The sequence below is a fragment of the Amycolatopsis sp. SID8362 genome (assembly GCF_010550475.1).
GTDB classification, from domain to species: domain Bacteria; phylum Actinomycetota; class Actinomycetes; order Mycobacteriales; family Pseudonocardiaceae; genus Amycolatopsis; species Amycolatopsis eburnea.
In genome coordinates this window covers 1-22,085 of the sequence record NZ_JAAGNB010000907.1, presented here as the reverse complement: position 1 = coordinate 22,085, position 22,085 = coordinate 1, and the positions used below count along the sequence as shown (strand labels likewise).

Annotated in this window: 25 protein-coding genes and 3 tRNA genes; 25 read left to right on the top strand and 3 right to left on the bottom strand. The window is 69.2% G+C overall.

The annotated features are described in order from the left end of the window. From G3I65_RS28115 to G3I65_RS28090, 6 genes are all read left to right on the top strand, one after another. Window positions 1-1,624 (top strand): bifunctional diguanylate cyclase/phosphodiesterase (locus G3I65_RS28115; protein WP_160698778.1); only part of this gene is annotated, 1,624 nt, incomplete at its 5' end. An 80-nt stretch (window positions 1,625-1,704) separates the two neighbouring features. Continuing rightward, a tRNA-Thr gene (locus G3I65_RS28110) sits at window positions 1,705-1,777 on the top strand. 50 nt (window positions 1,778-1,827) lie between these two features. After that, window positions 1,828-1,900, top strand: a tRNA-Met gene (locus G3I65_RS28105). Between the two features lie 49 nt (window positions 1,901-1,949). Beyond that, on the top strand, window positions 1,950-2,114 hold the full coding sequence (gene rpmG, locus G3I65_RS28100; RefSeq protein WP_005152047.1) for a 50S ribosomal protein L33: 165 nt from the start codon (window positions 1,950-1,952) through the stop codon (window positions 2,112-2,114). 76 nt (window positions 2,115-2,190) lie between these two features. Further along, window positions 2,191-2,640, top strand: coding sequence for a MaoC family dehydratase N-terminal domain-containing protein (locus G3I65_RS28095; protein WP_160698777.1), 450 nt, complete (start codon window positions 2,191-2,193; stop codon window positions 2,638-2,640). Next, entirely contained in the window at window positions 2,637-3,035 is a 399-nt protein-coding gene (locus tag G3I65_RS28090) for a MaoC family dehydratase (protein WP_160698776.1), read from the top strand. Before G3I65_RS28095 ends, G3I65_RS28090 begins: the two co-directional genes overlap by 4 nt. Here G3I65_RS28090 and G3I65_RS28085 read toward each other — a convergent pair. Beyond that, window positions 3,032-3,937 carry an SGNH/GDSL hydrolase family protein gene (locus tag G3I65_RS28085; RefSeq protein ID WP_160698775.1) on the bottom strand — a complete coding sequence of 302 codons (906 nt, stop codon included), beginning with the start codon at window positions 3,935-3,937 and terminating at the stop codon, window positions 3,032-3,034. The genes G3I65_RS28090 and G3I65_RS28085 overlap by 4 nt on opposite strands. Window positions 3,938-4,095: 158 nt before the next feature. Between G3I65_RS28085 and G3I65_RS28080 the strand changes: the two genes are divergently transcribed. Next, window positions 4,096-4,311 carry a hypothetical protein gene (locus G3I65_RS28080; protein WP_160698774.1) on the top strand — a complete coding sequence of 72 codons (216 nt, stop codon included), beginning with the start codon at window positions 4,096-4,098 and terminating at the stop codon, window positions 4,309-4,311. Window positions 4,312-4,315: 4 nt separating this feature from the next. Here G3I65_RS28080 and G3I65_RS28075 read toward each other — a convergent pair whose 3' ends face one another. Further along, window positions 4,316-5,236, bottom strand: coding sequence for a TIGR03619 family F420-dependent LLM class oxidoreductase (locus G3I65_RS28075; RefSeq protein WP_160698773.1), 921 nt, complete (start codon window positions 5,234-5,236; stop codon window positions 4,316-4,318). Between the two features lie 206 nt (window positions 5,237-5,442). On the opposite strand from G3I65_RS28075, the gene G3I65_RS28070 reads away from it, so the two are divergent. The 6 genes from G3I65_RS28070 to G3I65_RS28045 all read left to right on the top strand — a co-directional run bounded on the left by G3I65_RS28070 (window position 5,443) and on the right by G3I65_RS28045 (window position 9,017). Continuing rightward, window positions 5,443-5,515, top strand: a tRNA-Trp gene (locus tag G3I65_RS28070). 26 nt (window positions 5,516-5,541) lie between these two features. Then, window positions 5,542-5,982, top strand: coding sequence for a preprotein translocase subunit SecE (gene secE, locus G3I65_RS28065; protein WP_086860701.1), 441 nt, complete (start codon window positions 5,542-5,544; stop codon window positions 5,980-5,982). 64 nt (window positions 5,983-6,046) lie between these two features. Then, window positions 6,047-6,862 carry a transcription termination/antitermination protein NusG gene (gene nusG / locus G3I65_RS28060; RefSeq protein ID WP_160698772.1) on the top strand — a complete coding sequence of 272 codons (816 nt, stop codon included), beginning with the start codon at window positions 6,047-6,049 and terminating at the stop codon, window positions 6,860-6,862. 75 nt (window positions 6,863-6,937) lie between these two features. Beyond that, a complete protein-coding gene (rplK, locus tag G3I65_RS28055; RefSeq protein ID WP_043781763.1) occupies window positions 6,938-7,375 on the top strand; it encodes a 50S ribosomal protein L11 in 438 nt (145 codons plus the stop codon). Between the two features lie 78 nt (window positions 7,376-7,453). Continuing rightward, on the top strand, window positions 7,454-8,173 hold the full coding sequence (gene rplA, locus G3I65_RS28050) for a 50S ribosomal protein L1 (protein ID WP_160698771.1): 720 nt from the start codon (window positions 7,454-7,456) through the stop codon (window positions 8,171-8,173). Window positions 8,174-8,243: 70 nt separating this feature from the next. Beyond that, window positions 8,244-9,017: an alpha/beta fold hydrolase gene (locus G3I65_RS28045; protein WP_160698770.1), complete on the top strand. Its 774-nt coding sequence runs from the start codon at window positions 8,244-8,246 to the stop codon at window positions 9,015-9,017. Between the two features lie 4 nt (window positions 9,018-9,021). Here G3I65_RS28045 and G3I65_RS28040 read toward each other — a convergent pair whose 3' ends face one another. Beyond that, window positions 9,022-9,846: a hypothetical protein gene (locus tag G3I65_RS28040; protein WP_160698769.1), complete on the bottom strand. Its 825-nt coding sequence runs from the start codon at window positions 9,844-9,846 to the stop codon at window positions 9,022-9,024. Window positions 9,847-10,154: 308 nt separating this feature from the next. On the opposite strand from G3I65_RS28040, the gene rplJ reads away from it, so the two are divergent. The 12 genes from rplJ to G3I65_RS27980 all read left to right on the top strand — a co-directional run bounded on the left by rplJ (window position 10,155) and on the right by G3I65_RS27980 (window position 21,937). Continuing rightward, window positions 10,155-10,709, top strand: coding sequence for a 50S ribosomal protein L10 (gene rplJ, locus G3I65_RS28035; protein ID WP_125310035.1), 555 nt, complete (start codon window positions 10,155-10,157; stop codon window positions 10,707-10,709). A 49-nt stretch (window positions 10,710-10,758) separates the two neighbouring features. Then, on the top strand, window positions 10,759-11,145 hold the full coding sequence (rplL, locus tag G3I65_RS28030; RefSeq protein ID WP_160698768.1) for a 50S ribosomal protein L7/L12: 387 nt from the start codon (window positions 10,759-10,761) through the stop codon (window positions 11,143-11,145). A 385-nt stretch (window positions 11,146-11,530) separates the two neighbouring features. After that, window positions 11,531-12,733 (top strand): ABC transporter ATP-binding protein, encoded by a 1,203-nt coding sequence (locus G3I65_RS28025; protein ID WP_160698767.1) that lies wholly within the window; start codon window positions 11,531-11,533, stop codon window positions 12,731-12,733. Window positions 12,734-12,771: 38 nt separating this feature from the next. Further along, window positions 12,772-13,524: an ABC transporter permease gene (locus G3I65_RS28020; protein WP_013222532.1), complete on the top strand. Its 753-nt coding sequence runs from the start codon at window positions 12,772-12,774 to the stop codon at window positions 13,522-13,524. A 4-nt stretch (window positions 13,525-13,528) separates the two neighbouring features. Then, entirely contained in the window at window positions 13,529-14,365 is an 837-nt protein-coding gene (locus G3I65_RS28015) for an ABC transporter permease (RefSeq protein WP_003060266.1), read from the top strand. Beyond that, window positions 14,362-15,687, top strand: a complete 1,326-nt coding sequence (locus G3I65_RS28010) for an MCE family protein (RefSeq protein WP_160698766.1) — start codon at window positions 14,362-14,364, stop codon at window positions 15,685-15,687. Before G3I65_RS28015 ends, G3I65_RS28010 begins: the two co-directional genes overlap by 4 nt. Then, window positions 15,684-16,712 carry an MCE family protein gene (locus G3I65_RS28005; protein WP_160698765.1) on the top strand — a complete coding sequence of 343 codons (1,029 nt, stop codon included), beginning with the start codon at window positions 15,684-15,686 and terminating at the stop codon, window positions 16,710-16,712. Before G3I65_RS28010 ends, G3I65_RS28005 begins: the two co-directional genes overlap by 4 nt. Then, entirely contained in the window at window positions 16,709-17,695 is a 987-nt protein-coding gene (locus tag G3I65_RS28000; protein ID WP_160698764.1) for an MCE family protein, read from the top strand. Before G3I65_RS28005 ends, G3I65_RS28000 begins: the two co-directional genes overlap by 4 nt. Further along, window positions 17,692-18,879, top strand: coding sequence for an MCE family protein (locus G3I65_RS27995; protein WP_160698763.1), 1,188 nt, complete (start codon window positions 17,692-17,694; stop codon window positions 18,877-18,879). The genes G3I65_RS28000 and G3I65_RS27995 overlap by 4 nt, the downstream gene beginning before the upstream one ends. Next, a complete protein-coding gene (locus G3I65_RS27990) occupies window positions 18,876-20,054 on the top strand; it encodes an MCE family protein (RefSeq protein WP_160698762.1) in 1,179 nt (392 codons plus the stop codon). The genes G3I65_RS27995 and G3I65_RS27990 overlap by 4 nt, the downstream gene beginning before the upstream one ends. Further along, a complete protein-coding gene (locus tag G3I65_RS27985) occupies window positions 20,054-21,319 on the top strand; it encodes an MCE family protein (RefSeq protein WP_160698761.1) in 1,266 nt (421 codons plus the stop codon). Before G3I65_RS27990 ends, G3I65_RS27985 begins: the two co-directional genes overlap by 1 nt. A 36-nt stretch (window positions 21,320-21,355) precedes the next feature. After that, window positions 21,356-21,937, top strand: coding sequence for a hypothetical protein (locus tag G3I65_RS27980; protein ID WP_160698760.1), 582 nt, complete (start codon window positions 21,356-21,358; stop codon window positions 21,935-21,937). Window positions 21,938-22,085: the final 148 nt, after the last annotated feature.

Sequence of the window (22,085 nt, the reverse complement as noted above, 5' to 3'; positions counted from 1 at the left end):
GCCCGCCGACCCCGCCGCCGACGACCCGCTGCTGCGGCTGCCCGGCGCGCACGTCCGGCACTTCCGGATCACCGAGGCCAACCCCGACGTCCGCGCGGCGCTGCTCGACCGCGGCGCGCAGGAGGCGCTCGTCGTCCCGCTGCGCAGCGCGAACCAGCTGCTCGGCGTCGTCGAGGCGCACGACCGGCTGTCCCGCTGGCGCGGCTTCGGCAAGTACGACGTCCAGCTGCTCGGCACGATGGCCAGCCACCTCGCGACGTCGCTGGACAACCGGCGGCTGCTGGCGACGCTGCGCCACGACGCCTACCACGACCCGCTCACCGGGCACCTCAACCGGCTGGGCTTCCGGCAGGTCGCGAAGGAACCGCTGCGGGAGTTCGCCACCAACGCCGTGGTGCTCCGCATCGACCTCGACGTCTTCTCCACGGTCAGCGATGCGCTGGGCTACGCGTGGGCCGACCGGATGGTCATCGCCGCCGCCCGCCGCATCCGCGACGCGCTCGGCCCCGACGTCCCGCTCGCCCGGCTGGAAGGCGCGTCCTTCGCGGCCCTGCTCGTCGGCTGCCCGCCGGAGGACGCCCACGCCGCGGCGGAACGGCTGCGCGAAGGGCTTTCCGCGCCGTACCCGGTCGACCGGCTTTCGGTCGAGGCGAACGCGATGATCGGCTACGCGACGACCACTCCCGAGGAGTCGGGCGACGTCGTCGACGTCGAAGGCCTGCTGCAGCGCGCCGACGTCGCCGTCCGCGCCACCAAGGGCGGCGAAGAGGTCCGCGGCTACGTGCCGAGCATGGGCCAGATCTTCCTGCGCCGCTTCCAGATGGTCACGCAGTTCCGGCAGTCCCTCGAGGACGGTCAGGTCAGCGTCCACTACCAGCCGAAGATCACCCTGCCGAACCGGCAGGTGGCCGGCGTCGAAGCGCTCGTCCGCTGGGTGCACCCGGAGTTCGGGCGGCTCGGCCCGGACGAGTTCGTCCCGGCCATCGAAGCGGCCGGCCTGATCGGCGTGCTGACGTCGTTCGTGCTCGGCGAGGCGCTCAAGCGCTGCCGCAAGTGGCTCGACGAAGGTCTGCGGATCTCGGTCGCGGTCAACCTGTCGGTGCGCAACCTGGCCGACGAGGACTTCCCGAACAAGGTCGCCCGCGAGCTGGAGCACCACGGCATCCCGCCGGAGCTGCTGACGTTCGAGCTGACCGAGTCCGGCGTGATGTCCGACCCGCAGAAGGCGCTGCCGATCCTGCGCGAGCTGCACTCGCTGGGCATCGTGCTGGCGGTGGACGACTTCGGCACCGGCTACTCGTCGCTGGCCTACCTGCGGCAGCTGCCGGTCGACCAGGTCAAGATCGACAAGAGCTTCGTCCTCGGCATGGGCACCGACCTCGGCGACCTCGCGGTGGTCCGGTCGATCGTCGAGCTGGGGCACTCGCTCGGGCTGACGGTGGTGGCGGAAGGCGTCGAGGAGGACGTCGCGCGCGACCAGCTGGAGGCGATGGGCTGCGACGTCGCCCAGGGCTACCTGATCTCGCGGCCGCTGCCGGAAGACCGCCTGGAGGCGTGGCTGCAGGCCCGCACCGCGCGCTCGCCGGGGCGGCACTCGGAGACCGTGCTGACCCTGCTGACCTGAGGTTTTGTCACTTTGACACCCCGGTGTCAAAGTGGTTTTGGGGGGCTTGCTAGTCTTTCCAAGTCCTCGCGAGAGGCCAGGCCCCTTTAGCTCAGTCGGCAGAGCGTCTCCATGGTAAGGAGAAGGTCTACGGTTCGATTCCGTAAAGGGGCTCTCGACCTCAGCCGCGTCACGCCTGCGTGTCGCGGCTTGGGTCATGTAAGGGCGGTGTAGCTCAGTTGGCAGAGCAAGCGGCTCATAATCGCTGTGTCGCCGGTTCAAGTCCGGCCACCGCTACGCGGTAACGACGGGGCTGGCCCCCGGACCTGAGAGAGAAGGAAACGCTGTGGCTGCCACCGACGTGCGACCCAAGATCACGCTGGCGTGCGAAGAGTGCAAGCACCGCAACTACATCACCAAGAAGAACCGGCGCAACAACCCGGATCGCCTGGAGATGAAGAAGTTCTGCCCGAACTGCGGTACGCACCGGACGCACAAGGAAACCCGCTGACGCGTACGCGTTCACCAGCTTCGAAGAGCCGCCCTGGAGCACCGGGGCGGCTCTTTGCTGTTGGTAGCCTCCTCGGGTGCCTTTGGACGAGTCGTTCACCGGGCGGGTCTACCCGCCGCAGACCAGCTACGAAGTGAGCCGGGAGAAGATCCGGGAGTTCGCCGACGCGATCGGCGACGCGAACCCGCTCTACCGGGATCCCGAAGCCGCGAAGGCGGCCGGCTACCCGGACGTGATCGCGCCGCCGACGTTCCTCACGATCATCAACCTCGCGTCGATCAACCAGATCGTCTCGGATCCCGAGCTCGGCCTCGACTACTCGCGGATGGTCCACGGCGACCAGCAGTTCAGCTACAGCCGCCCGGCGCACGCCGGCGACACGCTGCTGCTGACCACCCACATCGACCGGATCATGGCCCGGGCCGGCAACGACTTCATCAACCTGCGCGCCGAAATCACCGACGGCGACGGCGCGCACATCGCCACCACGCGCGCCCAGCTCGTGGTCCGGGGGGAGGCCGCGTGAACGCCGGCGACGAACTGCCCGCCCTCGAGGTCCGGATCACCCGCGAACAGCTGGTGCGCTACGCCGGCGCGGCGCTGGACTTCAACCCGATCCACTGGAACGAGGCGTTCGCGAAGGACGTCGGCCTCCCGGACGTCATCGCGCACGGCATGCTGACCATGGCCGTGTCCGGCCGCGTCGTGACCGACTGGCTCGGCGACCCGGGCCGCCTGGTCGACTTCAGCGCCCGCTTCACCCGCCCGGTCGTCGTCCCGAACACGCCCGAAGGCGCGCTCGTGGAGATCACCGGCAAGGTCGGCGAGGTCACCGGCGACGGGACCGCGCGCATCGACCTCGTGGTGAAGTTCGACGGCAAGACGGTGCTCGGCAAGCCGCAGGCCGTCGTCCGCGTCTAAGGCAGCTTCAGCACCGCCAGCACGGCGTCGGCCATGCCCTGCTCACCCCGCGCGTTGGGGTGCAGCGGGGCGGCCGGCGACGCGGGCAGCAGGCCCTCCACCCAGCGCGTGTCCGACGCCGAGCAGACGTCGTGGCCCTTGCCGGGCGTCGCCGTGTCCGCGTAGCCCGCGCGATGGCTGTCCGCCTGGTCTTCGAGCATCTTGTTCAGCTTGCCGAGCGCTTCGCGGAAGTACGCGATGTCGCCGCTGCCGAAGGGCAGGACCGGCCAGCAGCCGTCGCCATCCGGGAGGACCGTCGGGTAGCCGACGACCACGACCTTCGCCTTCGGGGCCTTGCCGTGGATGCGGTCGAGGATCGCGCCGACCTTCGGGGCGGCCGCGTCGATCCGCTCGGCGAGCTGGTCGTGCCCGCCCGCGGTCAGCTTGTCCTTGCAGGGGGACGCGGTCGAGTGCGCCGTCGCGCAGCCCGCCGCGTACGCGAAGAAGCCGACGTCGTTGCCGCCGATGCCGAGGGTCACCAGCGTCGTGTCCTTGGTGACGGCGTCCAGCTGCGCCGGGTTCGTTCCGTTGTCCGTCTTCTGCGGGGCGGTCAGGTGCGCGGTCGTCGCGCCGCCGCAGCTGAAGTCGGCGAACTCGGCCGGCTTCAGCTTCGCCGAGACCAGGTGCGGGTAGTTGTCGTCCGAGCGCTGGCAGCCCGCCGGGGTGCCCGCCTGCCCGCCGGTGCGCGGCGAAGACGTGTACGAGTCGCCCAGCGCCACGTAGCGGCCGCTGCCGCCGCCGGTGTCCGCGCCGTCCGGTGGCGCCGACGACGAGCCGTGCTGCCACTTGTAGTACCCGAAGCCGAGTAGTGCGAGCACGAGCACCACGACGAGACAGCCGCCCCCACCGCTTTTCTTCGCCACTCGATCGTTTCTACCGAAGCGGAGACCGGTTCGGCTGCGTCGATCCGGGTGACGGACGGGTGGGTGAACCTGATCGAGGGATTGACTGTTGCGTGCGACGAGAATCACAGCAAGGGTGGTGCGCGTTCCGAACCGTTCCGAGAAAGGCAGGAAACGTAGTGAGCCTGAACCTGAACAAGCTCGTCGACAAGGCCTACGAGGGCAAGACGATCAACGAGCTGCTGGACGCCCCGCCGTCGGCGCTCGAGGGGCTCACGCCGAAGCACGACGAACTGCTCGCCGAGCTGAAGATCAAGACGATCCGCGACCTCGCGAACTGGAAGTACGCCGCCAAGGCGCACGCGCTCGCGACCCTCGCCGACAGCGAGAGCTGATCGCTCAGGCGGCCAGCTCGGCCGCCAGTTCCAGGGCGTGGTCGACGTCCTTCGCGACGTAGTGCAGGTCCACCAGTGCCTCCGTGACGCCCAGCTCGCGGGCCACGTCCAGGCACCGCAGGACGTCGCCGACCGACTCGACCCCGGTACCCGCGCGCGGGTTGATCCGCACCACCCGCCGCAGGGTGCCGGGGTCGCGCCCGGCCTTTTCGGCGGTTTCGAGCGCGACCGACCACAGGCCGTCGAGGTGCTGCTTCGGCATCCACCCGGCCAGCCAGCCGTCCGCGCGGCGCCCGACCCTGGCCAGCGCCGGCGGGGAGAACCCGCCGAGCAGCACCGGCGGCCGCGGGTCCTGCGCCGGGCGCAGGCCGACCGTCGACGGCGCGATGCGCCACTGCGGGCCTTCGTGCGCCACCGGATCGCCGGTCCACAGCGCGTCCAGCGCGTCGAGCACCGCGTCGAGCCGCTTGCCCCGGCCTTCCCAGGCGACGCCGGTCGCGAAGTACTCCTCGCGCAGCCAGCCGAGCCCTAAGCCGACGTCGAGCCGCCCCGAACTCGCCAGGTCGAGCGAGGTCAGCGCCCTGGCGAGCAGGACGGGGGAATAGACCGGGCCGGTCAGCGCGCTCATCCCGAGGCGGGCCGTCCGGGTCACGGCGGCCGCGGTGGCCAGCGTCGTGAACGGGTCGGCGAAGGTCTCGAACTCCTTCGGGTACGGGTGCTCCGGCGTCCCTCCGCCGGGGTACAGGTCCGACGGCTCCCGGGGCGCCAGGATCCGGTCGCCGACCCACAGCGAGCCGAAGCCGAGGTCCTCCGCGGCGGTCGCGAAGCGCGCGACGGCGGCGGGGTCGGCGAGGGCGCCGTACTGGGGCAGCGCGAGCCCCAGGCGGGTCCCGGCCACGACCCTCCGACCGGGGGTGTCCGTCATGGCGGACATCCTGGCATGATCACGGGGCCGGCGGGGAGTTTTCCGCAGGCCGGCCGGGGTTCGGCGGTCGATCGGGGGGCGCGGTTGCGGGCTCTCGTGAGGCTTGCCGTAGACTTCGGGACTTGGAACGCACTACGGTCATCCCCGCCTGGATGGTGGGGATGATGGAATGCGTCCTCCGGGGCTCCGAGCGATCGGGGCTCCACAGGGGTGTAGCTCAATTGGCAGAGCAGCGGTCTCCAAAACCGCAGGTTGCAGGTTCAAGTCCTGTCACCCCTGCGTAACGGAACTGGTGGAGCGGAGGAGTGGTCGTGAGCGACAGCGACGCCAGCGGCGGCGAGCAGGAGCAGGACGGCAACGGGCAGAAGCCCGAGAGCCCGTCCCGTCCCGTCACAGCCGCTGCCCGGCGTGAGCGCCGTGCGACCGCTCGTCCGGCGGGCAAGTCCGCGGCACGTGCGGACGACAAGACCCGCCCGGCCGGGAAGTCAGGGGAGAAGACCGCCCCCGACGCGAAGGGCGCTCCGACTCCGAAGCGGGATCAGAAGGCGAAGAAGGCCTCCGTGTTCGCGCGGCTGATGCGCTTCATCCGCGAGGTGTGGGCGGAGCTGCGCAAGGTCATCTGGCCCAACCGCAAGCAGATGGTCACCTACACCGCGGTCGTGCTGGTCTTCGTGGTGTTCATGGTGGCACTGGTGAGCGTCTTGGACTTCGCGTTCAAGAAGGGCATCGGCGCGATCTTCGGCTGACCCGCCGCCGTGCCGCGCGGGCCGGCCTGACCGACCCGGCAATGATCAACTGAGAGGACGGAACGTGACCTCCGACAACGGCACATCAGCCGGTCACGACCTGACCGAGCTTTCCGACGAGCAGGTGCACTCGGCACTCGGTGACGAGGAGTCCGAGCACCTGGAGCCCGTCGAGGTGTCCGACGAGGTCGACGAAGCCGCTTCCGTTGACGCAGACGGCGACGACGTGGCCGAAGAGGCCACCGAGCCCGAGGCGGACGACGAGGACCCGGTCGCCAAGCTGCGTGCCGAGCTCCTCGCCGCGCCCGGCGAGTGGTACGTCGTGCACTCGTACGCCGGTTACGAGAACAAGGTGAAGACCAACCTCGAAACCCGGACGCAGACCCTGGACGTCGAGGACTACATCTTCCAGATCGAGGTCCCGACCGAAGAGGTCACCGAGATCAAGAACGGCCAGCGCAAGCAGGTGCAGCGCAAGGTGCTGCCCGGCTACATCCTGGTCCGGATGGACCTGAACGACGCCTCGTGGAGCGCGGTGCGCAACACGCCGGGTGTCACCGGGTTCGTCGGCGCCACTTCGCGGCCGTCGCCGCTGACCGTGGACGAGGTGCTGAAGTTCCTCGCCCCGCAGGTCGAGAAGGAAGCCCCGGCCAAGGCCAGCAAGGGCGAGGCCGCCGCGTCCGCGCCGCTGGGCGCCCCGGCCGTCGAGGTCGACTTCGAGGTCGGCGAGTCGGTCACGGTCATGGACGGCCCGTTCGCGACGCTGCCGGCGACGATCTCCGAGGTCAACGTCGACGGGCAGAAGCTGAAGGTCCTGGTGTCGATCTTCGGCCGGGAGACCCCGGTCGAGCTGTCGTTCACGCAGGTCTCCAAGATCTGACGGCCGGCCTCCCCGGCCGCAGTCCCCACGTCCACGGCAGGTACGCGGGGAACGTAGTACAGGACAGGAAAAGAAATGCCACCCAAGAAGAAGAAGCTTGCGGCGATCATCAAGCTGCAGATCAAGGCGGGTGCGGCCAACCCCGCGCCGCCGGTCGGCCCGGCGCTGGGTCAGCACGGCGTCAACATCATGGAGTTCTGCAAGGCCTACAACGCCGCGACCGAGTCGCAGCGCGGGGACGTCGTCCCGGTCGAGATCTCCGTCTACGAAGACCGGTCGTTCGACTTCAAGCTGAAGACGCCGCCGGCCGCCAAGCTGCTGCTGAAGGCCGCGGGCGTGGAGAAGGGCTCCGGCGAGCCGCACAAGACCAAGGTCGCCAAGGTCACCTGGGACCAGGTCCGCGAGATCGCCAAGACCAAGGAGACCGACCTCAACGCGCACGACATCGACCAGGCCGCGAAGATCATCGCCGGCACCGCCCGGTCGATGGGCATCACGGTCGTCGACGCCTGACGTTCCACGCAGTACGTGGGAGAGCCGAGTGCTGGCTCTGACACCACACTGATCCGTTTTTGAAGTAAGGACAGAAGCATGACCAAGCACAGCAAGGCTTACCGCCAGGCTGCGGAGCTCATCGACAAGGCGCGCCTGTACGCGCCGCTCGAGGCCGCGAAGCTGGCGAAGGAGACCTCCAAGACCAAGATGGACGCGACCGTCGAGGTCGCGATGCGTCTCGGTGTGGACCCCCGCAAGGCCGACCAGATGGTCCGCGGCACCGTGAACCTGCCGCACGGCACCGGTAAGACCGCCCGCGTCATCGTCTTCGCCGTCGGCGACAAGGCCGCCGAGGCCGAAGCCGCCGGCGCGGACGCGGTCGGCACCGACGAACTGATCGAGCGCATCCAGGGTGGCTGGCTCGACTTCGACGCCGCGATCGCGACGCCGGACCAGATGGCCAAGGTGGGCCGCATCGCCCGCATCCTCGGCCCGCGTGGCCTGATGCCGAACCCGAAGACCGGCACGGTGACCCCCGCGGTCGAGAAGGCCGTGAAGGACATCAAGGGCGGCAAGATCAACTTCCGCGTCGACAAGCAGGCCAACCTGCACCTGGTGATCGGCAAGGCTTCCTTCGACACGGAGAAGCTGGTCGAGAACTACGCCGCCGCGCTGGACGAGATCCTCCGCGCCAAGCCGTCCTCGGCGAAGGGCCGCTACCTGAAGAAGGTCACCTTCACCACGACGATGGGCCCGGGCATCCCGGTCGACCCGCTGCGGACCCGCAACCTCCTCACCGAGGAAGCTGCCGTCTGAGTCGGACATCACCAGAAAGGGCGCCCCCGCTTGCTGCGGGGGCGCCCTTTTTTCGTGTCTGATGGAGGCCATGCCGACTTTCGCGTCGTTCGACGGGCTCCGGTTGAACTACACCGTGTGGGAGGGCGACGGCGCCCACCGCCCGGTGCTGCTCCAACACGGCTTCGCGGCCGACACGAACGCGAACTGGATCTCCACCGGCGTCGTGGCGGCGCTGCGCTCCGCCGGCCTGACCGTGATCTCCCTGGACGCGCGCGGCCACGGCCGTTCGGAGAAGCCCTACGACGAGGCCTGCTACACCGAAGACACGATGGCCCGCGACGTCTCGGCGCTGCTGGACGAGCTGGCCCTCGACGAGGTCTCGATGGTGGGCTACTCGATGGGCGCGATCATCGCCCTCTCCGCCACGGCGGCGGACAAGCGCATCCGCTGCCTGGCCACCGGCGGCGTCGGCTCGGGCATCGTCGACTTCGGCGGCGTCGACCTCAGGGTGGTGAAGCCGGCGGACATCGCTTCGGCGCTGCTGGCTGAGGACCCGTCGACGGTCCCGCCCTCGGGCGTCCCGTTCCGCCTGCTGGCCGACGCAACCGGCGGCGACCGGCGCGCGCTGGCGGCGGTGGCGCTGGCGTCGAAGGAAGGGCACTTGGACCTGTCGTCGATCGGCGTGCCGACGCTGGTGCTGGCCGGTGATCAGGACCAGCTGGCAGCGGAACCGGAAAGACTGGCGGCGGCGATCGCTGGCGCGAGGCTGGTCCGCATCCCGGGCGACCACATGACGGCGGTGATGTCCCCGGCCTTCTCGGAGGCGCTGGTGGCGTTCCTGTCGGCACCTCACCCGCGCTGACGTCCTAGCGGGTCGTGGGCGTCGGCGCCGGGCAGGGGGTCGGCTCGTTCGTGTGGGCCGTGATGAGCCACTGGCCCTTTTCGACCTTCTGGACGGTGAACGCGCCGAGCGCGGGGCCGCCCTCGATGCCGAACTGGCACGAGCTGATCGTGAAGCGGTCACCCGGGATGGGCTCCGAGACGTAGGACGGCATCGACTCGGCGTACTTGTTCTTGTTGGTGACCTTCCGGTTCAGCTCGTGCACCGCGACCTGGCAGTCCGCGTAGCCCAGGTCCTGGGCGAACTTCTGCTGGATCGGCTCGTCCATCCGCCCGCACGCCTGCGGCACGAGGTTCTGCGCGACGGCGTCGTAGACCTCTCGGACGGCCTCGTACGGGCTGGTCGAAAGGATGTGGTTGGTCTGGTACTTCCCGCCGCCCTCCTGGGCGAGCTGGGCCGACGTCTTCCCCGAGTCGTTCGGGAAGAAGTGGTTGTACAGCCACGTCCCCGCCACCCCCAGGATCACCAGCGCCAGCACCCAGGCGATGACCTTCTTCCCGAGCCAGCTCACCCACTTCGGCGCACGGCGGCGCTCGGCCGGCACCAGCTGGTACCCCGGCGGGATCACCGGCGGCTGGGACGGGGGTGCCTGCACCACGCCGGCGTCCGGGGCCGGCGCGGGAGCGTTGCCCTGCTGGGACTGGGTGAAGCGCAGGTAGTCCTGGAACTGCTGGAACTGCCGGAACTCCTCGAGCTGCGCCGGGTCCATCGGCGGGGGAGGTGCGGGCGTGTTCGAGCCCGCCGGTTCGACTTCCGAGCCCGGCTTTCCGTCATCGCGCTGCTCCGCCACGTCACCATGATGCCCTCCGGGCCGCCGCGGGGAACCCCCAGCCGCCCTAAACGCAGGTCAGGGCGGGCCCCGGGAGAAGGCTCGGCGAGCCGCCCGGTATAGTTGTCGACGGTTCTACCGAAGACCGCTGGTTTTCCCCGCTTCCGTGGGGAACGAAGGTCCCGCATTCGCCGGGCGGCCCGCGCAGGAGGAACGAGGCTCCGGCACGTGTGCCGGAAAGACGCCCCGCGCCTGCTTGCGCGAGGGCGTTTCGTCGTTTCGGGGCTCCTCGACGCCAGTGGAAACACTAGCCAAGAGAGGAGGCGACCATGGCGAAGCCCGACAAGGTGGCGGCCGTCGCCGAGATCGCGGAGAGCTTCCGCAACAGCTCGGCCACCGTCGTTACCCAGTACACCGGCCTCTCCGTGTCCCAGCTGTCCCAGCTGCGCCGCGCTCTCGGCACCAGTGCCAAGTACCGGGTCGCGAAGAACACCCTCGTCAAGCGCGCCGCCGAAGACGCGGGCGTGACGGGGCTCGAGGACCTGTTCGTCGGTGCCACCGCCATCGCCTTCGTCGAGGGTGAAGCGGTCGACGCCGCCAAGGCGCTTCGCGACTTCGCGAAGGACAACAACGCGCTTGTGATCAAGGGCGGCTACATGGACGGCAAAGCGCTGTCCGTGGACGAGATCAACCGGATCGCCGATCTCGACAGCCGTGAGGTCCTGCTCGCCAAGGCGGCGGGCGCGTTCAAGGCGAAGCTGTCCCAGGCCGCCGCGCTGTTCCAGGCGCCGGCGTCCCAGGTCGCCCGCCTGGCTGCCGCGCTGGAGGAGAAGCAGCGCAACGCCGCCGGTACCGAAGCAGCCGAAGCACCCGCCGAGAGCTGAACCACCCCCACCCCGAACGTCTAGTTCGTTTTTCTGAGAGGAAGCCATCATGGCGAAGCTGAGCACCGCCGAGCTGATCGACGCCTTCAAGGAGCTCACCCTCCTCGAGCTGTCCGAGTTCGTGAAGGAGTTCGAGGAGACCTTCGACGTCACCGCCGCCGCGCCGGCCGCCGTCGTGGCCGCCGCCCCGGGTGCCGCCCCGGCCGCCGCCGCCGAGGAGCAGGACGAGTTCGACGTCATCCTCGAGGGCGCCGGCGACAAGAAGATCCAGGTCATCAAGGTCGTCCGCGAGGTCGTCTCGGGCCTGGGCCTGAAGGAGGCCAAGGAGCTGGTCGAGGCCGCTCCCAAGGCCCTCCTGGAGAAGGTCGACAAGGAGGCCGCCGAGGCCGCCAAGGAGAAGCTCGAGGCCGCGGGCGCCAAGATCTCCATCAAGTGATCTCGGGCGCGCAAGCGCCGAAGCACCACCTCGAGAAGGGGCGGGCATCCACTCGGATGCCCGCCCCTTCCGTTTTGCCTGGTCACCTGGGCCCCCTAGGGGCGGTGTCCGATTGGCCCCGGGTCCCTAAATCGAGGGTTCGGGGGCCCGGAGATCTGCGTCATTGCCCCGATTGGACTACCGTGCCTCCAGTTGCCGATCACGGCGGGGTGACGATGGGTCCGGGGCTGGCCAGGAAATAAAACTGGTGAGTAACCTGTTCGCACTCAGCTCGTTGCACCTGGTTGACGCGGGTTCGTGCGGCACAGCCCGCACCCGCCGCCGACGTGGGGCGGCATGGGTGTGGCAGCGGGCGCAATGACGCGGAACAGCTCCTGGAGGTGCGATGGGTGCCGAGGTGGTCATCGAAGGTCTGACCAAGTCCTTCGGTAAGCAGGCCATCTGGCGGGACGTCACGTTGACCCTGCCCCCGGGCGAGGTGTCGGCGATGCTCGGACCGTCCGGAACCGGCAAGTCGGTGTTCCTGAAGTCGATGATCGGGCTGCTCAAGCCGGACCGCGGCCGCTGCGTGATCAACGGCGTGGACATCGTCACCTGCTCGGAACACAAGCTCTACGAGATCCGGAAGCTCTTCGGCGTCCTCTTCCAGGACGGCGCGCTGTTCGGCTCGATGAACCTCTACGACAACGTCGCCTTCCCGCTGCGCGAGCACACGAAGAAGTCCGAGACGGAAATCCGCCGGATCGTCCTCGAGAAGCTCGACATGACCGGTCTGAACGGCGCCGACAAGAAGCTCCCCGGCGAGATCTCCGGCGGTATGCGCAAGCGCGCCGGCCTCGCCCGCGCCCTGGTGCTCGACCCCGAGATCATCCTGGTCGACGAGCCGGACTCGGGTCTCGACCCGGTCCGCACCACCTACATCTCGCAGCTGTTCCTCGACGTGAACGCGCAGATCGACGCGACGTTCCTGATCGTCACGCACAACATCAACCTGGCCCGCACGGTGCCGGACAACCTGGGCATGCTCTTCCGCAAGGAACTGGTCATGTTCGGCCCGCGCGAGGTGCTGCTGACCAGCGAAGAGCCGGTCGTCAAGCAGTTCCTCAACGGCCGGATGCAGGGCCCGATCGGCATGTCCGAGGAGAAGGACTCCGCCCAGATGGCCGCCGAGCAGGCGATGTTCGACGCCGGTCACCACGCGGGCGGGGTCGAGGACATCTCCGGGGTGCCGCCGCAGATGCAGACGACGCCGGGTGTGCCGCAGCGGATGGGCGCGGTCCGCCGCAAGGACCGGGTCATGGAGGTCCTGCACCGCCTGCCGCAGCCCGCGCAGGAGGGCATCATCGCCTCCCTGAGCCCGGAAGAGCAGCGCCACTACGGCGTCAGCCCCCGCCGCGTCGCCCAGGCCCAGCAGCAGCAACAGCAGCAGGTGCCGGCCGGCGCCCGCCCGCAGGCCGACGGCGTCCCGAACCAGCACCACGGGCAGCTGCCCGCCGACCAGGTGGCGCGCATCCCGGGCGGCCAGCCGCCGAGACCGGGCTCGCACCGGATGCCGCCGCCGCGCGACAACGGGCCAGGTGGCCGGTGAGCTCTCCCGCAACACAGGCGAAGATCCCCGGGATCGGGATGCTCCGAGAGACCGGGAACCTGTTCGCTCTCGGCCTGGACATCGTCCGCGGCCTGTTCCAGCGCCCGTTCCAGCTGCGGGAGTTCATCCAGCAGTCGTGGTTCATCGCGAGCGTGACCATCCTGCCGACGGCCCTCGTGGCGATCCCGTTCGGCGCGGTCATCTCGCTGCAGTTCGGTTCGCTCGCCCGCCAGCTGGGCGCGCAGTCCTACACCGGCGCGGGCTCCGTGCTCGCCACCGTGCAGCAGGCCAGTCCGCTGGTCACCGCGCTGCTGGTGGCGGGCGCGGGCGGCTCCGCCGTCTGCGCCGACATCGGCGCCCGGACCATCCGCGAAGAGATCGCCGCCATGGAAGTGCTCGGCGTCTCGGCGGTGCAGCGGCTGATCGTGCCGCGCACCCTCGCGATGATGCTGGTCGCGCTGCTGCTCAACGGCATGGTCAGCGTCATCGGCGTCCTCGGCGGCTACTTCTTCAACGTCGTGCTGCAGGGCGGGACGCCGGGCGCGTACCTGGCGAGCTTCTCCGCTCTCGCGCAGCTGCCGGACCTCTGGGTCGGCGAGCTCAAGGCGCTGATCTTCGGGTTCATCGCCGCCGTCGTCGCGTCCTACCGGGGCCTGAACCCCTCCGGCGGCCCGAAGGGCGTCGGGGACGCGGTGAACCAGTCGGTGGTCATCACGTTCCTGCTGCTGTTCGTCGTGAACTTCGTGATCACCCTGATCTACCTGCAGATCGTGCCCGGAAAGCTGGACTAGCGCCATGACGTTCCTCCAGGGCGCGAAACGCGTCGCCAACCGTCCGTTGCAGACGCTGGACACCCTCGGTGACCAGATGTCGTTCTACGGCCGCGCGCTGCTGTGGACGCCGCGGACGCTGCGCCGGTACACCAAAGAGGTCCTCCGGCTGCTGGCCGAGGTGAGCTTCGGCTCCGGTTCGCTCGCGGTCATCGGCGGCACGGTCGGCGTGATGGTCGGCCTGACGCTGTTCACCGGTGTTCTCGTCGGCCTCCAGGGCTACTCGGCGCTGAACTCGATCGGGACGTCGGCCTTCACCGGCTTCCTGACCGCGTTCTTCAACACCCGCGAAATCGCCCCGCTGGTCGCCGGCCTCGCGCTGAGCGCCACGGTCGGCGCCGGGTTCACCGCGCAGCTGGGCGCGATGCGGATCTCCGAGGAGATCGACGCGCTCGAAGTCATGGGCGTGCCGAGCCTGCCGTACCTGGTGACGACGCGGATCATCGCCGGGTTCGTCGCGGTCATCCCGCTCTACATCATCGGCCTGCTCAGCTCGTACCTCGCGTCCCGGCTGGTCGTTATTTACATCTACAACCAGTCAGCAGGGACTTACGACCACTACTTCGACCTCTTCTTACCGCCGCAGGACGTGCTCTATTCGTTCATCAAGGTGCTGCTGTTCAGCGTCTTGATCATCCTGTCGCACTGCTACTTCGGGTACCGCGCGACCGGCGGCCCGGCGGGTGTCGGCGTCGCGGTCGGCAAGGCCGTGCGGCTCTCCATCGTCACGGTGTCGATCATGAACTTCTTCATCGGGTTCGCCATCTGGGGAACCGACGTCACGGTAAGGATCGCGGGATGAGGACGCTCCGACGCAGGCTGCTCGGCCTGCTGCTCATCGCCGTGATGGTCGGCGGGGTGGCGCTGTCCATCGCGCTCTACGACAAGGCGTTCACGCCGGTCGTCACGGTCAAGCTCCAGGCCGACAAGATCGGCAACCAGCTGATCAAGCAGTCCGACGTCAAGGTGCGCGGGCTGATCGTCGGCTCGGTCGAGGACATCACCGCCACCGCCGAAGGCGCCGAGCTGACGCTGGCGCTCAAGCCGGAGTCGGCGAAGCTGATCCCGGAGAACGTCTCGGCGCGGTTCCTGCCGAAGACGCTCTTCGGCGAGCGGTTCGTCTCGCTGGAGATCCCGAAGGACCCGTCCACGAAGACGATCGCCAGCGGCGACGTCATCCCGCAGGACCGCACGTCCAGCGCGGTCGAGCTGGACCAGGCCTTCGAGCACCTGATGCCGGTGCTGCAGGCGGTGCAGCCGCAGAAGCTGTCCGCGACGCTCACCGCGATCTCGACCGCCCTGCAGGGCCGCGGCGACCAGCTCGGCGACACGTTGACGCAGCTGGGCACCTACATCGGCGAGCTGAACCCGCACGAGCCGGAGCTGCAGCACAACCTCAAGGCGCTCGCGGAGTTCTCCGACCACCTGAAGGACGCCGCGCCGGACCTGGTGCAGAGCCTCGACAACCTGAGCACGACCACCCGGACCGTGGTCGACCAGCAGCAGAACCTGTCGAACCTCTACGGCAGCCTCACGAGCGCGTCGATCGACCTGCAGACCTTCCTGCAGAACAACAAGGAAAACATCATCTCCCTCGCCGACACCGCCCGGCCGACGGCCGAGCTGCTGGCGAAGTACGCGCCGGAGTACCCCTGCGTGATCTCCCAGATGGCCCAGAACGTGCCGCTGATCGACCAGGCGCTCGGCAAGGGCACCGACAAGCCCGGCCTGCACGCCACGATCGAGATCATCGTGCCGCGCGCGCCGTACGAGGCGGGCAAGGAAGAGCCGCGGTTCGAGGACAAGCGCGGGCCGCGCTGCTACGACATGAAGGACATCCCGAAGCCGTTCCCGTCCGAGCCGCCGGACGGCGCCTTCAAGGACGGGACCAAGCACCAGGCCGCGCCGAAGACGGTCGGCGAGGGACTCAACCCGGCCAAGTTCAAGGCGGACGCGGCCGGCAACGGCGCGGGTGCCGGTGACCTGGCGTACTCGAGCGCGGAACAGGGCTTCCTGGCCGACCTGCTCGGCCCGCAGCTGGGCATGAACGCTTCGGACGTCCCGGGCTGGAGCGCCCTGCTCGTCGGCCCGCTGTACCGGGGCGCGGAGGTGACGGTCAAGTGAGGGGCCTGCTCGCGCCGCTGATCAAGCTCGGCGTCTTCGTCGTGGTCACCGTGCTGTTCACGACGATCCTCGGGATCAGCATCGCCAACATCAACACCACCAGCACCAACGCCTACAAGGCGCGCTTCACCGACGCGACGCTCCTGCTGCCCAACGACGACGTCCGCATCGCCGGCGTCCGGGTCGGGCAGGTCAAGGACGTCAAGATCGTCGACAAGCGCCAGGCCGAGGTCGAGTTCGAGGTCGACGCCGGCCGGCAGCTGCCCGCCGGGGTGACCGCGCAGATCAAGTTCCGCAACCTGGTCGGCCAGCGCTACGTCTCCCTCGGCGAAGGCGAGAACAGCGGCGGCAAGACGCTGGACCCCGGCGGCACGATCCCGCTGGACCGCACTACGCCGGCGCTGGACCTGACCGAGCTGTTCAACGGCTTCAAGCCGCTGTTCACCGCGCTCAACCCGGACGACGTCAACAAGCTGTCCTACGAGGTCATCCAGGTCCTGCAGGGTGAGGGCGGCACCGTCGAAAGCCTGCTTTCGCACACCGCGTCGCTGGCCACCACGATCGCCAACAAGGACCAGGTGATCGGCGAGGTCATCGACAACCTCAACTCGGTGCTGGACACGGTCAACGCGCACACGCCGCAGCTCAACGACCTGATCGTCAAGCTGCAGCAGCTGACCTCCGGGCTGGCCGCGGACCGCAAGCCGATCGGGGACGCCATCGAGAGTCTCGGCAACCTGGCCCAGACGACGTCCGGGCTGCTCGGCGAGGTCCGCGAGCCGCTGAAGAACGACATCAGCGCGCTCGGCAACCTCACGAACCAGCTCAACAAGAACGAGCCGGAGCTGGAGCACTTCATCCAGTTCCTGCCCACCAAGGTGAGCACGCTGACCCGCACCGCGGACTACGGCTCCTGGTTCAACTTCTACGCCTGCGAGTTCACCGGGAGCGTCAGCTTGCCGCCGCTGATCAACGACGTGCCCCTGCCCCTGCTGCCCGCGAACCGGGAGAGGTGCAAGGGATGAAGTCCTTCCAGAAGCGCAACCCCGTCCCGATCGCCCTGGTCGGCATCGTCGTGCTGGCGCTCGGCTTCCTCGCCGCGCTCAACTCCGACGACCTGCCGGTGATCGGCGGCGGCACCACCTACACCGCCGAGTTCAGCGAGGCCTCCGGGCTGCAGAAGGACAACGACGTCCGGGTCGCCGGCGTCAAGGTCGGCAAGGTCAGCGACATCGAGCTCGACGGCGCGTCGGTCAAGGTGTCGTTCAAGGTCAAGGACGCCTGGCTGGGCGACCGGACCAGCGCCGCGATCAAGATCAAGACGCTGCTCGGCCAGAAGTACCTGTCGCTGGACCCGCAGGGCCAGGGCGCGCTCAACCCGGGCACGGCGATCCCGCGGGACCGCACGATGGCCCCCTACGACGTGCTCGACGCCTTCCGCGGGCTCTCCCAGACGGTCGACAACATCGACACCAAGCAGCTGGCGCAGAGCTTCGACACCATCTCGCAGACCTTCGCCAACACGCCGCAGGACGTGAAGGGCGCGCTGTCGGGCCTGTCGAAGCTGTCGGACACCATCGCTTCGCGCGACCAGCAGCTGTCCAACCTGCTGGCCAACACCCGCGAGGTGTCGCAGACCCTGGTCGACCGCGACGCCGAGGTGCAGAAGCTGCTGACCGACGGCAACAAGCTGCTCGACGAGCTGTCGAAGCGCGAAGACGCGATCACCTCGCTGCTCAACGGCTCGCGTGAGCTGGCGACGCAGCTGCAGGGCCTGATCGACGACAACGACAAGCAGCTCGACCCGGTGCTCACCTCGCTGGACCAGCTGACGTCGATGCTCCAGCGCAACCAGGACTCCCTGGCCGACGGCATCAAGAAGTTCGCGCCGTTCATCCGCGTCTTCACCAACACCATCGGCAACGGGCGCTGGTTCGACAACTACATCTGCGGCCTGCTGCTGCCCTCGATGGGCCCGATCAACGAAGAGGGGTGCTACACGAAATGAGTGACACCCGCTTCGGCCAGACCCTCACCAGGGGCTTCACCATCGCGATCGTCCTCGCGCTCGTCGTCGCCGGCGGGATCTGGTGGACCCTCAAGGACGCCGGCCGCAACCACCTGACCGCGTACTTCGCCGGCGCCGTCGGCCTGTACGAGGGCAACAGCGTACGGATGCTCGGCGTCGACATGGGCACGGTCACCAAGATCCAGCCCATGGGCAACCAGGTGAAGGTCGAGCTCGAGTACGACCGCTCGGTCGCCGTCCCGGCCGACGCGAAGGCGCTCATCGTGGCGCCGTCGCTGGTGTCGGACCGCTACGTCCAGCTCGCCCCGGCCTACACCGGCGGCCCGCGGATCACCGACGGCTCGGTCATCGGCCTCGACCGCACCGAGGTGCCGCTCGAGGTCGACCAGCTGGCGTCCAGCCTGGCCCGGGTCAGCGAGACCCTCGGCCCGAACGGCGCCAACAAGAACGGGTCGCTGTCGAACCTGCTGAACACCGCCGCGGCCAACGTCGACGGCAACGGCCAGGCCCTGCACGACACGATCACCAAGCTCGGCCAGGCGGCCGGGACGCTGGCAGGCAACAAGGACGACCTGTTCTCCACCGTGGAGAACCTCGGGAAGTTCTCGCAGACGCTGGCCGACTCGGACAAGTCGGTGCGCAACTTCGAGAGCCAGCTCGCCGACGTCAGCGGCTACCTGGCGTCCGAAAAGGACAACCTGGCCGCGACCGTGCAGCAGCTGGGCACCACGCTCACCGCGGTGCAGTCGTTCATCGACGCCAACCACGACCGGCTCAAGTCCAACGTGGACAAGCTGGCCGGCGTCACCAAGGTGCTCGTCGACCAGCGCAGCTCGCTCGCCGAGATCCTCGACGTCGCCCCGGTCGGCCTGAGCAACCTGGTCAACACCTACAACGGCTCGGCGGGCACGCTCGACGCCCGGCCGAACCTCAACGAGCTGACCCAGCCCCCGCTGGTGATGATCTGCCGGCTGCTCAAGCAGGCCGGCAAGGGCATCCCGGACGTGCTCGGCAGCGCCTGCGAGGGCATCGCCGGCGTGGTCGACGGGCTGGTCCCGCTGCCGTCCGCGGCGCAGACGGTCCAGGCGCTGCAGGCGGGCAAGCTCCCGCCGCTGCCGCTGCCCATCGCCGGGCAGCTCTACGGCACGGGAGGTGGCCAGTGAGGAAGCTGCTGACCGTCGGAGCGCTCGCCACCGCGTCCGCGCTGGTGCTCTCCGGCTGCGCGTTCAAGGGCATCTACGACCTGCCGCTGCCCGGCGGCGCCGATCTCGGCGACCACCCGTACACGGTGAACGTCGAGTTCCGGGACGTGCTCGACCTGACCCCGCAGGCCGGGGTGAAGGTCAACGAGGTGCCGATCGGCCGGGTCGAGAACGTCGGCCTCACCAAGGACGGCTGGCACGCGCTGGTCACGCTGAAGGTGAACGGCGACGTCAAGCTGCCCGCCAACGCGCTGGCCAACGTCAAGCAGTCGAGCCTGCTCGGCGAGAAGTACGTCGAGCTGGCCTCGCCCGGCGACGACCAGGCCCAGGGCAAGCTCGCCGACAACGCGACCATCCCGCTGGCCCGGACGAACCGCAGCGTCGAGGTCGAAGAGCTGCTCGGCGCGCTGTCGCTGCTGCTCAACGGTGGTGGGGTCGACCAGCTCAACACCATCACCAAGGAGCTCAACAACGCCACGTCCGGCCGCGAGCCGGACATCAAGGCACTGCTGGACAACGCGAACCAGCTGGTCACGAACCTCGACCAGCAGTCGCGCAACATCACGCGCGCGCTCGACGGGCTGAACCGGCTGTCCTCGACCCTGAACGGGCAGAAGGACAAGCTGGTCGGCGCGGTCGACAACCTCGCGCCCGGCATCGGCGTGCTGGAGTCGCAGCGCGGCCAGCTGGTCACGATGCTGCAGGCGCTGGACAACCTCTCCGGCGTCGCCACCGACACCGTGAACCGGTCGCAGAAGGACCTCGTCGCCGACCTGAAGGCGCTGACCCCGACGCTGCAGAAGCTCGGCGAGGCGGGCAACGACCTGCCGAAGGCGCTGGAGATCCTGCTGACGTTCCCGTTCAGCGACCAGGCCGTCAACGACGTCAAGGGCGACTACTTCAACCTGTTCGCGAAGGTGGACCTGAACCTGAAGACCGTCGTCGAAAACCTCGGCAACAGCAGGCAGAACCCGCTCGCCGGGCAGATCCCGCTGCCGGGGCTCACCGGCGGCGTCGAGGGCACCCCCGCCAACCAGCCGCCGCCGCTGCCGATCCCGGGCGAGAGCGGGCAGGCCGGGCAGTCGCAGCCGGGCCTCGGCAATCTCTTCGGGCTCCTGTCGGGAGGTGCGGGCTGATGCTGGTGCGCCGGACGAAGATCCAGCTGATCGCCTTCGCGGTCATTTCCGTCGTCGCGATCGTGTACGCGCTGATCCGGTTCGCCGGGCTCGGCACCGTGTTCGGCAACGACGGCTACACGGTGAAGCTGCAGCTCAACGAGTCGGGCGGCATCTTCACCAACGCCGAGGTCACCTACCGCGGCTACAACATCGGCCGGGTCGGCGAAATGCGGCTGACCCCGACCGGGCTCGAGGCCGACCTCAACATCGACCCGTCGGCGCCCCAGGTGCCGGCGGACCTCGACGCGGTCGTCGCCAACCGGTCCGCGGTCGGCGAGCAGTACGTCGACCTGAAGCCGAAGGCCGACAAGGGCCCGTACCTGGCGGCCGGCTCGGTGATCCCGGCGGCCAAGACGACCACCCCGGTCAGCACCGACCGGCTGATCGGCGACCTCGACTCGCTCGCCGCGTCGGTCCCGGTCGACTCGCTGCGCACGGTCGTCGACGAGTCCTACGACGCCTTCCGCGGCACCGGCGGCGACCTGCAGAAGCTCCTGGACACCGCGCGCAGCTTCACCACGACCGCGCAGGAGTACCTCCCGCAGACGATCCAGCTGCTGGACCAGGGCGGGAAGGTGCTCGACACGCAGAACGACGAGGCGGCGAACTTCGCGTCGTTCAGCAAGAGCCTCAACGAGCTGACCGGCACGTTGAAGAACTCCGACGGCGACCTGCGCAAGCTCATCGGCATCACGCCGCAGGTGGCCGCCCAGGTCAGCCAGGTGCTGAAGGAGTCCGGGCCGGGCCTGGGCGCGCTGACGGCGAACCTGCTGACCACGGCCAACCTGACCGTGACCCGCCTCGACGGCATCGAGCAGGGCCTGGTCACCTACCCGGCGCTGGCCGGCGCGGCGAGCAGCGTCGCCCCCGGCGACGGGACCGCCCACCTGGGCCTGGTGCTCAACCTGTTCAACCCGCCGGCCTGCACCAAGGGCTACATGCCGTATTCGCAGTACCGGACCGGGAACAACCTGTCGCCGCGGCCCGCGGACGACAACGCGTACTGTGCCGAACCGAAGGGCAGCCCGATCAACGTCCGCGGCGCGCAGAACGCGCCGTACGGCGGGGTCCCGGTCGCGCCGTCCGACGCCGACGTCTCGGCCAACCAGAACCGGCCGGCCGAGGAGCTGGCCGACGAGCGCAACACCCGCGGCGTGCCGGGCATCGTCGGCAGCCCCGGCGTCAGCCTGACCAGCCTGGGCGCGCTGCTCGGACTCGCCTGACGTGGATTTGATGACCGCCCCCTACCCTGGAGTGCCATGAGTACGGACGAGCCGGCCGTCGTCGAGGACGACGCCGACGTCACCCCGACGCCCGCCGACGACCGGTCGTCCTCGCGGACCCTGGTGCTCGGCGCCGGCGCGCTGGCACTGGCCGCGCTGATCGCCGCCGCGTTCTTCGGGATCCAGTGGTGGGCGGCCGCGGCCGACGACAACGCCGACCTGGCGGCTTCGCGCGAGGCCGTCGTCAAGGCGGGCGGCAACGCGCTGAAGGCCTACACCGAGGTCGACTACCAGGACCTCGACGGCTTCTTCGCCCGGCAGAAGTCCGTGTCGGACGACAAGATGGCCCAGCAGATCGACCAGTCGGCGCCGACGTTCCGCAAGGCGCTCGCCGACGCCAAGACGAAGGTCACCACGGACGTCCAGGACATCGCCGTCGAGGAGCTGGACGACCACGAAGGCAAGGCCAGCTTCCTCGCCGCCATCGCCACGACCGTCACCCAGGGTGACAAGAGCAGCGCGAAGCCGTTGCGCCTCGAGGTGTCGATGACCCGCGTGGGCGACGCGTGGAAGCTGTCCGGCATCGACAGCGTCCCGCTCGTCGCGGCCGGCCAATAGCGTCACCAGAAGGAGCCCCGTAGTGCCCCCCTCCCGCCGCCAGCCGCCTCGCAGCAGCAGCACCCCGCCGTCGCGCCGGCCGCGCGTGGCCGGTCTGCGCAAGCCGTCGACGGACGAGTCCGCCGCCGAGCGGACCGGCCAGCTCCCC